Consider the following 13,028-nt stretch of genomic DNA (forward strand, 5'->3'; position numbering starts at 1 on the left):
GCGTGGATGGCGTGCCATCCGGTATTGTTCCGGCCAGTGCCGGGAGGATTGCGTATCAGGATCAAAGTAGACAGACGGCGGATGACTGTCCGGTTTCGGCGCCAGGTCCCTGGGGCTGGCAGGCCTGCCGGAAGACTATCCCGTCAACACCTTAGTCCTCATGCGCCTTGTATGGTTTCTGCGACATAATAGCAAGGGAAAAGCCGGGGCCGCCATATTGTGGATTAAATGAGAAGGCTACTGGAAGTGGTTGATTCGCCAGTGGTGGCGGGTCAGATGTCGGGGACATGCACACGACGTCGCGTTGGGCGATTCAAGGGCCCGCGATGGCGGATCATGTCGCGAACAGGCATGGTGCATTGCACGGAGTGCGGGAGAGGCAGTTGTTTGTGCGAATCGTTTCAGCCGCGGTGATGGCCGTCGCCTTCCTGCTGCCTGCGCTTTTTCCGCCGCCGGCACATGCGCAGGCGGAAGCGGGCGGGTCCACGCCGTTGCTTGCCTATGCAGCCCGCATCGCGGGAGACGAGGCGAGGACACGCGTCGTCATCGATTTCGACCAAAAGCCCGAGTTCTCCGTCCACTACATCGATTCCCCGCGGCGGGTCGTGGTCGACCTGCCGGCGACGGCCTTCGGCTTCCCGCGGGAAGACCTCGCTGCCCGCGGCCTGTTCGAGGACATCCGCTACGGGGCCATGGACGAGGAGAGCGCACGGATCGTCCTGACCGCCAGGCGTCCGGTCAAGCTCAGCCTTGCCGAGGTCCAGGAAGGGGAGGAGGGCGACTTCCGGCTCGTCCTCGATGCCGAGATGGCAACCCCCGAGGTCTTCGCCGCGCTCGTGGGTGAGCAGGGCTGGCAGGGCGATACGGGATCGGTCCCCGCCGGGGTTGCCGCAAAGCCGGAGGACGGAACCTTCGTCGTTGCCGTGGATGCCGGCCATGGCGGGATAGACACAGGAGCGATCGGCTCCGCCACCAAGACCCCTGAAAAGGCGATCACGCTTTCCTTCGCGCAGGCTCTTGTCGGGCAACTTGCCGGCATGCCGGGCGTGAAGGCCGTGCTGACCCGCGACAGCGATACCTTCCTCTCCCTTTCGGAGCGGGTGACCCTGGCCCGCCAGGCCGGCGCCGATCTCTTCCTCTCGCTGCATGCCGATACGCTGAGCCAGAAGGATATTCGCGGGGCGACCGTCTACACGCTTTCGGACCGGGCCTCGGACCGCATGGCCGAAAATCTCGCCGCCCGCGAGAACCTCTCCGACCAGCTCGCGGGCGTCAGCCTGAAGGACGAGCCCCCGGAAGTCGCCGACATCCTGCTCGATCTGACGCGCCGCGAAACGCAGGCGCTCTCCATCACCCTCGCCAACAACGTCATCCAGTCCTTCGAGGGGCAGGTTGGCCTGATCAACAACGCCCACCGCTATGCCGGTTTCCAGGTCCTGAGGGCGCCCGACATTCCCTCCGTCCTTCTCGAACTGGGCTTCCTCTCCAATCCCGAGGACGAAAAGCTGCTCGCCGACGAGAAATGGCGCGCCAAGGTGAGCGGCCTGCTCGTCGAGGCGATCCTGCGTTACAGGGACCGGGTCTATGCGGGTGGCGGCTGAAGGGCTGGTGCCGGCTTGCCACAGACGCCAACGCCCTGGGAACTTAGTCCAAGGGCCCTATTTTGCTCACATTCAAGCCGTTAGTCCCCGTGAACCGGGCGACGTGACTCGAATGCAAACCAATGTCGACTTGCGCTGGCCGGATCAGCGTGCAAAAGCCCCGTAATCATGCGATGGTGTCCGGGCACCGAGTGAAAGCCAAGCGGTAGCTTCAATATGATCAGACTTATCGGGTATTTCTTTGGATTGGCGTCCGTCCTCTTCCTGGGCGTCGCCGTGATCGCCGCGGTGTATCTCGTCGGCGTCTCCAGGGATTTGCCCGATTACGAGGTCCTCAGCGCCTACGAGCCGCCTGTCGCGACGCGCGTTCATGCGGGCAACGGTGCGCTCATGGCCGAATATGCCCGCGAACGGCGTCTGTTCCTGCCGATCCAGGCCGTTCCGGATCGCGTCAAGGCCGCCTTCCTCTCCGCCGAGGACAAGAATTTCTACAACCACCCGGGCATCGACGTGGCCGGTCTTGCCCGCGCCGTGGTCAACAACTTCCAGAACCTTGCGTCCGGACGCCGCCCCGAGGGCGCTTCGACCATCACCCAGCAGGTCGCGAAGAACTTCCTTCTCAGCAACGACCAGACGATAGACCGCAAGATCAAGGAGGCCATCCTCTCCTTCCGGATCGAGCAGACCTATTCGAAGGACAAGATCCTCGAGCTCTACCTGAACGAGATCTTCTTCGGCCTGAACTCCTACGGCATTGCCGGTGCCGCACTCACCTATTTCGACAAGTCGGTGACCGAACTGACGATCGCCGAGGCCGCCTACCTCGCGGCTCTCCCGAAGGGCCCCAACAATTATCACCCCTTCCGCAAGGCGCAGGCCGCGATCGAACGGCGGAACTGGGTGATCGAGCGCATGGCCGAGAACGGCCACATCACCCGTGCCGACGCCGACGAGGCAAAGAAGCAGCCGCTCGGCGTCCAGCCGCGCCGCGGCGGCACGCATCTCTTCGCGTCCGATTTCTTCGCCGAGGAGGTCCGCCGCCAGATTATCGAGAAGTACGGCGACGACACGCTTTACGGAGGCGGTCTCTCGGTACGGACCTCGCTGGATCCCGACCTCCAGGTTCTGGCCCGCAAGAGCCTCAACAAGGCGCTGGTCGACTACGACGAGCGCCGCGGCTTCCATGGGCCGGTGGCGAAGGTCAATGCGACCGGCGACTGGGCGACGGAACTGGCAAAGGTGCCGGGTCTCCGGGACGTTCCCGAATGGAAGCTCGCCATGGTCAAGGCCGTGTCCGCCGACGCCGTCGACATCGTGCTGCAGCCCTCGCTCGATGCCGGCGGCAAGGTCGGCGACGCCCGGGAAGCGGGCGTCATCGCCGCGCAGGACATGAAATGGGCCTTCCGCGACGCGAAGGGCGAGCGCAAGACGGCCAAGTCGCCCGAGGGCGTCCTCACGGCGGGCGACGTCGTGTTCGTCGAACCGCTGGCCGACAAGGCGGGTGCCTATCGCCTCCGCCAGCCGCCGAAGGTCCAGGGCGGCTTCGTCGCGATGGACCCGAATACCGGGCGCGTGCTCGCCATGGTCGGTGGCTTCTCCTACGCCCAGTCCGAATTCAACCGCGCCACCCAGGCGATGCGCCAGCCGGGCTCCTCGTTCAAGCCCTTCGTCTACGCCGCGGCGCTCGACAACGGCTACACGCCGGCATCCGTCATTCTCGACGCGCCGATCGAAATGGTCGCCGGCGGCAAGGTGTGGCGTCCGGAAAACTACGGCGGCGGCTCCGCCGGCCCGCAGACCCTGCGCCTTGGTATCGAGAAGTCGCGTAACCAGATGACCGTTCGCCTGGCCCAGGACATGGGCATGGAACTGGTGGCGGAATATGCGGAGCGTTTCGGCATCTACGACGACATGCTGCCGGTTCTGGCCATGTCGCTCGGCTCCGGCGAGACCACGGTCCTTCGCATGGTGTCGGCCTATGCGGTGCTTGCCAATGGCGGCAAGCAGATCAAGCCGACGGTGATCGACCGCATCCAGGATCGCTACGGAAAGACCATCTTCCGCCACGAGGAGCGCACCTGCGACGGCTGCAACGCCTCGAGCTGGACAGGCCAGGACGAGCCGATCCTGCTCGACAACCGCGAGCAGGTCCTCGATCCGATGACGGCCTACCAGATCACGTCGATGATGGAAGGCGTGGTCAAGCGCGGAACGGCCGCCGGCAAGATCAAGATCGACGATCGCCCGGTTGCGGGCAAGACCGGCACCACCAACGACGAGAAGGATGCCTGGTTCGTGGGCTATACGCCGAACCTCGTCGCCGGCGTCTACCTCGGCTTCGATACGCCGACGCCGCTCGGACGCGGCGCGACCGGCGGCTCGCTTGCCGCTCCGGTCTTTGCGGAATTCATGGAAGAGGCCGTCAAGCGCACGCCTCCCGAGAAGTTCCACGTCCCGGAAGGCATGCAGTTCATCCCGGTCAACCGCACGACCGGCATGATGGCCTTCGAGGGCGAGCCCGACATGATCGTCGAGGCATTCAAGCCCGGCACGGGCCCGGCCGACGTCTTCGCGGTCATCGGCGATACCGAATACCTGCCGCCGGAAGAGATCCTGGAAACCTCGCCCCAGGCCCACCAGGCCGTCACGTCCGGCGCCGCCGGACTGTTCTGACCCCGTCTCCAGAGCATGCCGGCGCGGCCTTTACATCCGCCGCCGGCACAACTATGTCCACCCCGTCTTCCAATTGAGAACGAGAGTAAGAAGCGAGCCATGCGGGCTGAAATCACGAGTGTAGTCGACGAAATCAAGCAGGCTGTCGGCCTGCTGAGGAGGCATCTTTGACTGGGACCAGGCGATAAGACGACTGGACTGGTTGAACAACAAGGCAGAGGACCCCAACCTCTGGAACGACGCCTCCCAGGCACAGAAACTGATGCGCGAGCGCCAGCAGCTCGACGATTCCATCAGTGGCGTGCGCGCGCTGGAACAGCAGCTTTCCGACAATATCGAACTCATCGAGATGGGTGAGGAAGAGGGCGACGAGGCAATCGTCAAGGATGCCGAGGACGCGCTGAAGGCGCTGCGGACCGAGGCGAACCGCCGCCAGGTGGAGGCGATGCTTTCGGGCGAGGCGGATGGAAACGACACCTATGTCGAAGTGCATTCCGGCGCCGGCGGCACGGAAAGCCAGGACTGGGCCAACATGCTGCTTCGCATGTATATCCGCTGGGCCGAGCGCCAGGGCTACAAGGTCGAGGTGCTGGAAGTCCATGAAGGCGAGGAGGCCGGCATCAAGTCGGCGACCATTCTCGTCAAGGGGCACAACGCCTATGGCTGGATGAAGACCGAATCGGGCGTTCACCGCCTGGTCCGCATCTCGCCCTATGACAGCAATGCCCGTCGCCACACGTCCTTCTCGTCGATCTGGGTCTATCCGGTCATCGACGACTCGATCAACATCGAGGTGAACGAGAGCGATTGCCGCATCGACACCTACCGGTCCTCCGGTGCCGGCGGCCAGCACGTCAACACCACCGACTCGGCGGTGCGCATCACGCATATCCCGACCGGGATCGTCGTCGCCTGCCAGCAGGAGCGGTCGCAGCACAAGAACCGGGCCAAGGCCTGGGACATGCTGCGCGCCCGCCTTTACGAGGCCGAGCTGAAGAAGCGCGAGGAGGCCGCCAATGCCGAAGCCGCTTCGAAGACGGATATCGGCTGGGGCCACCAGATCCGCTCCTACGTCCTCCAGCCCTACCAGCTGGTGAAGGATCTCCGCACGGGCGTGGAAAGCAGCGCACCCGACGACGTCCTGAACGGCGATCTCAACGAGTTCATGGAAGCGGCACTTGCGCACCGGATCAGCGGCAAGCCCGACGCGGCCGTCGCCGACGTCGACTGACGCCCGGTCGTCTGGCGAACAGGTGAGGGCGCCCGGCGGCGCCCTTTTCGTTTGACGCTAGTTGTTGAACTGTTCGGCGAGGATGCGGTCCGACCACGTGTGGTCGGGATCCGACAGGATGCGCGCGGTCATCTCCTCCGACTGCTGCACCTGCACGTGAAGCACGGACTTCACCTCCATATTGTCCGCAACCGCATTCACCGGGCGCTTGTCCGGCTCCAGGATATGGAGATCCAGCCGCACCCGGTCGGGAAGGAGTGCGCCGCGCCAGCGGCGGGGCCGGAAGGGACTGACCGGCGTCATCGCGAGCAGCGGCGCCTCGAGCGGCAGGATCGGCCCGTGGGCGGAAAGGTTGTAGGCGGTCGAGCCGGCCGGTGTGGCGACCATCAGTCCGTCGCAGATGAGCTCTCCGAGCCGCTCGCGCCCGTCGATCTCCACCCGAAGCTTGGCCGCCTGGTAGGACTGGCGGAAGAGGTAGACCTCGTTGATGGCAAGCGCGATCGAAGTCGTCCCGTCGGCATTGGTGGTCTTCATCTGCAGCGGATGAAGCACGTTCTCGACAGCCGATTCGATCCGCTCCCGCAGGTTCTCGGTACGGTAGTCGTTCATCAGGAAACCGACCGATCCGCAGTTCATCCCGTAGATGGCCTTGCCGGAATTGATCGTCCCGTGCAGCGTGTGCAGCATGAAGCCGTCGCCGCCGAGCGCGACGATGACATCCGCCTCCTCGACCGGGCTGTTGCCGTAGATCCGGATGAGTTCGTCCCGTGCGGCAATCGCCTCCGGGGCGGAGGATGCGCAGAAGGAGAGGCTCGTGGCGGTGCTGGACATGGATGACCCTCGTGATGCCGGCATACCTAGCGGAGAAATTCCTTTCTCGACAAGGGCTGTGCCCGCCCGATGCGGTACGGCCGGCCCCCCTAGAGCAAGACTGAGCGTCCGCCGCTGCGGTTTTTAGCGCTTTACACGCGTGGAGAATATGCTAACTCCCGCTCTACGGATTGCCCTTGTAGCTCAGTTGGTAGAGCACCTGATTTGTAATCAGGGGGTCGCGGGTTCGAACCCTGCCGGGGGCACCAATATTTTCCAGACTTAGCTGTTTCTGCCGTCGCTGCGGACCTCTTCGGGGTGCCGAAAGGCGCGCGCTCGCGGCGGGAAACGACCGACAGTGGATTTGCGGAGATCCGCTTCTGCAGGACCTCCGCAAGTCGTTTTCTCAGACGATGTGGCGTGCGAACCAGTCGAGCATCGGTTCCGGATGCTTCGGCAGATAGTTGTAGCCGTCGAAACGTCGGTTGGTGCCGTCGATCCAGATCAGTTCCTTCCGGTCGGTCGCCAGTCCGTCGAAGATGGATTGGACGTCGGAAGGCGTGGTCAGGACATCATCTCGAACCTGAAGCAGCAGCGTCGGGACGTTCACGGCCGGGGCGTATTGCGGCATGTCCAGGTCGTTGAGGTCGAGGCTGGTCGCCCGACGAAGCGCATCCGCCACTTCGGGAAGGGCATCGGGCATGCCCATGTGGCCGAGGATCGTCTTGTAGAAGGAAGTGAGCGAGATCGGCTGCGGCGCGACGATCGCCTGGACGTCCGTGAATTCCTCCGGATGCCGGGTCATGCCGACCATGGTGGCGTTCATGCCGCAGCACCGGCTGAGCAGGCCGACCTTCATCCCCTTCAGATCAGGACGGGACCGTACATATCGCAGCGACCCGATCACGTCGCGGTATTCGCGCGTTCCATTTGCGATGACGCCGCCGCTGCCGGCAGCGCTTTGACCGAAATTGCGAAGGTCGTAGGCGAGGATGTTGTAGCCGGCGTCGTGGAGATGCTTGTAGTCCGGCATGAAGTCGACTTCGATATTGTTGCCGCTTGCGGCCCACGGGTCTCCGTAAGGCGATAGATGTCCCGCAAAGCCCTGGCGGTTTGCCCAGATGGGATGGTTGGCGATAATCAGGCGGTCGCTTTTGCCGGGGATGAACCATCCCTCGATCGCGACGCCGTCCATCGCCGGGAAGAAGACGTCCTCATAGTCGAGACCATCCTCGGCCGGCGTGCGAAGGATCGGAGAGCGCAGCGTGTTTACCAAAGCAGAGACGAGGTTTGCGGCCACCTGCTGGGCAGTGGGGGCCGCAGAAGAGGCGAGCGGTGCGTGGGTCATGGCGTGCATCCTTTAACTGGAGTTCAGCCCGTTTGGCTGTGTCAGGAACCTGTGCCTTGCTGACTGACGCGATAATCCGGTACAATTCGCACGAGCTGTACGGTAAACTGGCGCAATGGCGACGAACCTTTCTGATCTCAATGCCTTCCTGGCAGTGGCCCGAGCCCGAGGCTTCCGTGGTGCATCGCGGGAAACCGGTATCAGTCCCACTACGCTCAGCGAGGCCGTCCGCCGCCTGGAGGACCGCCTCGGGGTGAGACTCCTGCACCGGACAACGCGGAGTGTGACCGTAACCGAAGCCGGCGCACGGCTGATGGACCGGCTCGTTCCGGCACTGAATGAGGTCGACGACACGCTTGAGAGCATGAAAGCGTTTCGCGATACCCCGGCAGGGAAATTGCGGCTCAACGTGCCCGTGGCGGCGGCACGTGTGGTGCTTCCGCAAATCCTCGCCGGTTTCCTGGAGCGATACCCGGAGATCGACGTCGAGATAGTCGCAGAGGACAGTTTCGTCGACGTGCTCGCCGCCGGCTCGGATGCCGGGATCAGATACGATGATCGCCTGGAACAGGACATGATCGCGGTGCCGATCGGATCGCGCAGGCAGTGTTTCATCCTTGCTGCCGCACCCGCCTATCTCGATCGTCGAGGAAGGCCCGCCCATCCGCGAGACCTGCTCGATCACGCCTGCCTGCTGGGGCGCTTCCGCAGCGGGGCCCTTACAAGTCCGTGGGACCTGGAGAAGGATGGCGAACAGATAAGCATCGAACCGCGGGGGCCGCTCATCGTCAGCGTGGGTGGGGCGATGGATCTCGCCGTCGATATGGCCGTCGCCGGGGTAGGCATTATTGGGCTGTTCGAGGACTGGCTCAGGCCGCAGCTCGAAAGCGGCGCGCTGGAGCCGATCTTGCCGGACTGGTGGTCGTCCTTCGATGGACCATATCTCTACTACTCCGGGCGCCGACTGGTGCCGCCTCCGCTGCGGGCCTTTATCGATTACATCAAGGTCAATCCCGCCGGCGCATCGAAACGGGATCATCCGCCGATCGCCGGAGCGGATCGCTAGGACTTGGCAGCAGCAGATCCCTGACATGATAACGGGCGCCAACGTCACCACTGCAGCGCCCTCCGCCCGGCGCGCATCCCGTCCGTTACGGTTGTGATGAATCGGAAGGGGCGCCGAAACGGAAGAGACATGTCGAGGGGGCAGGTAAGGATCCTCGCCCTGATGCGGGATAGGTCCGGAGCCCATGCCGCTGGCGGGCTCCCGGGTCGGTCAACGATGTGGATTTGCCCCAGGAGACAGAATGACCGAGACCTCCGAACGCCTCGTTGAAACCTCACATGGAAAGGTGGCCGTGGAACTGACCCGCAGCAGCGGGCCCGATGTCGTCCTGATCCACGGGAACTCCTTCTCCCGGGAGGTCTTTCACCGGCAGGTCCACTCCGATCTCGCGGAGCGGTATCGGCTCATTGCAGTGGATCTGCCCGGACATGGGCGATCGGACGATGCGAGGGAAAAATCGCGCACCTATCCGATAGTGGGGCTCGCCGAGGCGGTCGCCGAAACGCTCGACGAACTCGGCGCCCGCGATCCCGTGCTTCTTGGCTGGTCCCTGGGCGGCGCCGTGGCGATCGAAATGCTCGCCAAGGGTACAGGTTGCCGGGGCCTCTTCATCACTGGCGCTCCCCCCGTGGGGGACAATATCTCGGAGGGGTTCAAGGGAAATCTCCTCCAGACCGTGGCAACCAGGGGGCCGTTTCTTCCGCCTGATGCCGCGGAATACGTCAGGCACGTTTTCGGGCCCGACGCCGAAAAGCGGTTCGAGGATGCGGCGCTCAGAACCGACAAGGATTTCCGGCCGATCCTGTTTTCTTCCGAGCGACGAACGGAGCGGAGCGACCAGCGCGAGGTCGTCGCCAGAAGCGCCGTGCCGATCGCCGTGGTGAACGGCGCCGACGATCCCGTCATCAACCTCGACTATATCGATGGCCTGCCGTTTTCAAATCTGTGGAACAGGAAGTGTCTACGCCTTCAGGGCTCGGGGCATGCCCCGTTCCTGCAGAATGCGGCGAGTTTCAACTGGCTCCTGGGTGACTTCCTGAAAGACCTGGACGCGGCTGCGTAGCGGTCATCTCCCTCCATAACCGGTCCTCCGAGCCGATCCCGATGGCGTCGATATGTCGGAAGATCTCCGACATCGGCGCCCGCTTCGGTCCGCCCGCGGGTTCCGCCTTCTACGCTTTCTGCTATCCAGACGGCCGGCGCGTGGAGCCTTCGGCCGCCTTTCGCGTTGCCTATCGGCGCGGTGCCTCTCATGGTGGAGGCGGCGCAAGGGATGAGTCAGGGAGCAGCATGTTCAGTCTGGAAATGAGCGACGCGACATGGGCCGGACTGCTGGCGCTTCGCCAGGGAACCGGGGAAGTGGTCGCCGGGGAACCTGCCGGCCGCCTCTATGGCCCGATTGCCGGTGCCTCCGGCCGTTTCGTGCTGGCGCAGGTCGGCCAGTCGCTCGACGGCAGGGTCGCGACACCAGCCGGCGACGCGCGCGACATTTCCGGCGAACACGGGCTGGCGCATCTCCACCGGTGCCGGGCATTGGTGGATGCGGTCATCGTCGGGGTCGGCACCGTGAAGGCCGACGATCCGAGCCTTTCCGTCCGGATGGTCAAGGGCCTCTCGCCGGTCCGGGTGGTCATAGACTGCCACGGAACGCTCGAGGGCCACGAGAGCCTGCTGAATGACGGCGGCGCGCCGGTGATCGTCTTCCGGAGCACGCGGGCGGCCGCAGCCGCGCTCCCCAATGCGGAGATCGTCTGCCTGGAGCCGAAGGAGGGCGGGCTCGATCCTCGCGACATCCTCGACGCTCTATTCGAGCGCAACCTGCGGCGCGTGCTGGTGGAGGGAGGCGCGCGCACCATGGCCCGCTTCATCGACGCAGGCCTGGTCGACCGGCTTCACGTCGCCATTTCCCCGATCATCATCGGTTCGGGCCCGAGCGGAATCTGCCTGCCGCCCATCGAGAGGCTCGCGGGCGCGCACCGGCCGGTCACCGACGTCTACGACCTCGGGAGCGATATCCTGTTCGACTGCGCGCTGCGGCCCCGCGAAGCGTCAGCCGGGAAGGGCGAGGAGATCGCGGTGGCCAACGAGGCATGAGGCTCCGGGCCTTGAAATCGCGTCCAGCCTGAACTCCAGCCATTCATCGACCGCCGTTTCCGGAAAGTCTCCTGCCGCCACGAGCGGCTCGCGCAGGCTTTTGAGCAGTTCGGCGTGAAGGGCGGCCGTCCGGCCGTCCAGTCGCCACGGGCTCTCTCCGGTCGCCACGGTAAACCCGCGCGCCGCCAACTGGCCGGCGAGACAGGCCGTCGCGTCAGGCCCGAGCGCCGGCCCGAACCCCTTGTCCGTGCGCTGGTGCCGGTTGAAGAGCTCGGTCATCCGGCCGTCGAGCGGATGCTGCGGAGACCAGCGCATGACACCGTCATAGTTCAGCGCCGCATAGAGGCCGCAGCCTTCTTCGGCCAGCCTGTCCGCAAGCGCGGCGCAGAAACCCTCCGAGCAGAGATCGAACAGCGCCGATGCCGTGACGACGCTCACGCCGTCGAGCGGCAGGGCATCGAGGTCGGTGAGGTCGTGGACGCGAAACTCGATCCGCCGATCGGTGCCCGCCCGCCGCGATGCCTCCTCCAGGAGAAGCGGGTCGTTGTCGAGCAACAGCCAGCTTGTCTCCTCCGGCACGTGCTCCGAAAGGCTGCGCAGCGTCGAGCCGGTGCCGCAGCCGATGTCGAGGAGGCGCGGACGCTCCATTTTCTCAAGGTAGGCCGCAAGGCCTTCCACCAGCCTTTCGTCGCGGGCGGCGCGATCCGCCGGCTCCCGAAGCGCCAGCCAGTCCTTGTCGAAACCGCTCACGAAAGCGCCTCCAGTCTGCCTGATATGATGTCCACCGTCTCCTCCCAGCCGGGCAGGAGCGAGCCCGCCCGCCGGGCCGCTTCCGCCTTCCTTCGCCGCAATCCCCTGTCCGTAACGAGACTGCCGAGTGCTGCGGCGAAGGCCTCGACGTCGTCGACGGGCGTCAGCATCCCGGCGTCCTCCGGCACGACGTCCGGAACGGCGCCCGTCCGGCAGGCAACGATGGGCAGTCCCTGGGAAAGCGCCTCCGCGAAGACCATGCCATAACCCTCGAATCTGCTTGCCAATGCGAATATGTCCGCCTTGGCGAGGAGCGGCCTCGTATCCGCGCATTCGCCCGGAAGACTAATGCGGTCTTCGAGCCCGGTCGCGATGACCTGCGCCTCGAGTTCGCGTGCCGTCTGCGGACTGAGGGTACGGCTGCCGACGATCGTGGCGGTCCAGGGCAGATGGTCGATCCGCTTGAGCGCAGCGATCAGCACGTCATGGCCCTTGCGCGGAATGAGCGTGCCGATGGAGAGGATATGCGGGGGATCGCCGTTGCCGCTCGCCATGGGCCCGGGTTCGGTGCCGGGCACCGCCACGGTGATGCGGTCGGCCGGCACGCCGTAGGCGGAGGCCAAAGCGCGCCCTGTCGTCGGCGACGTCACGATGACATGCTTCGCGCAGGCAAGGGCGCGGCGCTCGCTTTGCGTGAACCGGTCACGATCTCCTGCCGCGAGCCCGGTCTCCAACGCCAGCGGGTGGTGGACGAGGGCGATGATCCGCAGGCGGTCGCCTTCACGCTCCGCCCAGCCCTCCAGCACCCCGAAGGCGAGGCCGTCGGCGACCAGCCGCGCACCGTCGGGCAAGGCTGAGAGGAGCTCTTCCGCCTCCCGTTTCGTCTCCGGCGAGGCGAATGGGAAACCGTCGCCGAGAGGCAGGTGCTCGACCTTCCATCCGCGATCCGAAAGCCCGGTGATGACGCGCCGGTCGTAGGCGTAGCCGCCGGTGTTCAGCGCGAGGTTTCCGGGATAGGCGAAGGCGACCGTCCGGCTCAAAGGTCGGCCTCGTACCAGCCCCGCGCCGCGTGGGATTCGTGCAGCGTCACCTTCAGCCGGCAGATGCGCCGGCTTCCGTCGCCCAGCCTGCCGTCCGCGACGGCGGCCGCAAGCTGGTCGAATATATGCTTCGCGATCACCTCGGTGGTCGTGACCCTACCTGCGAAGACTGGCAGTTCATCGAGGTTCTGGTAGTTGAGCGGCGCCAGGACTTCTCGAAGTACCGTCGTCGCGGCGCCGATATCGACCGCCAGTCCGTTGTCGTCGACCTCCCGCGTGAAGAAGGCGGCATCGACCACGAAGGTTGCGCCATGCATGCCTTGGGCAGGGCCGAATACGGGGCGGGGGAGGCTGTGGGCGATCATGATGTGATCGCGGACTTCGACTGCGAACATGCGATTGAAACTCCGTGGCT

General features: G+C 64.9%; 11 protein-coding genes and 1 tRNA gene. 7 read left to right on the forward strand and 5 right to left on the reverse strand.

The window, feature by feature from the left end:
• The first annotated feature begins 413 nt into the window (after positions 1-413).
• From ACWGPT_RS08465 to prfB, 3 genes are all read left to right on the forward strand, one after another.
• Entirely contained in the window at positions 414-1,601 is a 1,188-nt protein-coding gene (locus ACWGPT_RS08465) for an N-acetylmuramoyl-L-alanine amidase (RefSeq protein ID WP_452605335.1), read from the forward strand.
• 216 nt (positions 1,602-1,817) lie between these two features.
• Entirely contained in the window at positions 1,818-4,274 is a 2,457-nt protein-coding gene (locus tag ACWGPT_RS08470) for a penicillin-binding protein 1A (protein WP_452605157.1), read from the forward strand.
• Positions 4,275-4,373: 99 nt separating this feature from the next.
• A protein-coding gene (prfB, locus tag ACWGPT_RS08475) for a peptide chain release factor 2 (RefSeq protein ID WP_452605158.1) occupies positions 4,374-5,505 on the forward strand; the annotation gives its coding sequence in 2 pieces (ribosomal slippage) (positions 4,374-4,442 and positions 4,444-5,505; 1,131 coding nt in all).
• Between the two features lie 57 nt (positions 5,506-5,562).
• Here prfB and ACWGPT_RS08480 read toward each other — a convergent pair.
• On the reverse strand, positions 5,563-6,336 hold the full coding sequence (locus ACWGPT_RS08480; protein ID WP_452605159.1) for an NAD kinase: 774 nt from the start codon (positions 6,334-6,336) through the stop codon (positions 5,563-5,565).
• 172 nt (positions 6,337-6,508) lie between these two features.
• On the opposite strand from ACWGPT_RS08480, the gene ACWGPT_RS08485 reads away from it, so the two are divergent.
• Positions 6,509-6,584, forward strand: a tRNA-Thr gene (locus ACWGPT_RS08485).
• 137 nt (positions 6,585-6,721) lie between these two features.
• On the opposite strand, the gene ACWGPT_RS08490 is transcribed toward ACWGPT_RS08485, so the two are convergent.
• Entirely contained in the window at positions 6,722-7,663 is a 942-nt protein-coding gene (locus tag ACWGPT_RS08490) for an alpha/beta hydrolase family protein (protein ID WP_452605160.1), read from the reverse strand.
• A gap of 115 nt (positions 7,664-7,778) precedes the next feature.
• On the opposite strand from ACWGPT_RS08490, the gene ACWGPT_RS08495 reads away from it, so the two are divergent.
• The 3 genes from ACWGPT_RS08495 to ACWGPT_RS08505 all read left to right on the forward strand — a co-directional run bounded on the left by ACWGPT_RS08495 (position 7,779) and on the right by ACWGPT_RS08505 (position 10,823).
• On the forward strand, positions 7,779-8,729 hold the full coding sequence (locus ACWGPT_RS08495; protein ID WP_452605161.1) for a LysR family transcriptional regulator: 951 nt from the start codon (positions 7,779-7,781) through the stop codon (positions 8,727-8,729).
• Between the two features lie 241 nt (positions 8,730-8,970).
• On the forward strand, positions 8,971-9,792 hold the full coding sequence (locus ACWGPT_RS08500) for an alpha/beta fold hydrolase (protein ID WP_452605162.1): 822 nt from the start codon (positions 8,971-8,973) through the stop codon (positions 9,790-9,792).
• A 227-nt stretch (positions 9,793-10,019) separates the two neighbouring features.
• A complete protein-coding gene (locus ACWGPT_RS08505; RefSeq protein ID WP_452605163.1) occupies positions 10,020-10,823 on the forward strand; it encodes a RibD family protein in 804 nt (267 codons plus the stop codon).
• Here ACWGPT_RS08505 and ACWGPT_RS08510 read toward each other — a convergent pair.
• The 3 genes from ACWGPT_RS08510 to ACWGPT_RS08520 are packed head-to-tail and all read right to left on the reverse strand — an operon-like array spanning position 10,779 to position 13,008.
• Entirely contained in the window at positions 10,779-11,573 is a 795-nt protein-coding gene (locus ACWGPT_RS08510) for a methyltransferase domain-containing protein (protein ID WP_452605164.1), read from the reverse strand. The genes ACWGPT_RS08505 and ACWGPT_RS08510 overlap by 45 nt on opposite strands.
• A complete protein-coding gene (locus ACWGPT_RS08515; protein WP_452605165.1) occupies positions 11,570-12,613 on the reverse strand; it encodes a glycosyltransferase family 4 protein in 1,044 nt (347 codons plus the stop codon). The genes ACWGPT_RS08510 and ACWGPT_RS08515 overlap by 4 nt, the downstream gene beginning before the upstream one ends.
• Positions 12,610-13,008 carry a 6-pyruvoyl trahydropterin synthase family protein gene (locus ACWGPT_RS08520; RefSeq protein WP_452605166.1) on the reverse strand — a complete coding sequence of 133 codons (399 nt, stop codon included), beginning with the start codon at positions 13,006-13,008 and terminating at the stop codon, positions 12,610-12,612. Before ACWGPT_RS08520 ends, ACWGPT_RS08515 begins: the two co-directional genes overlap by 4 nt.
• Between the last annotated feature and the right edge of the window lie 20 nt (positions 13,009-13,028).

The organism is Pseudorhizobium sp. NPDC055634, assembly GCF_053618655.1.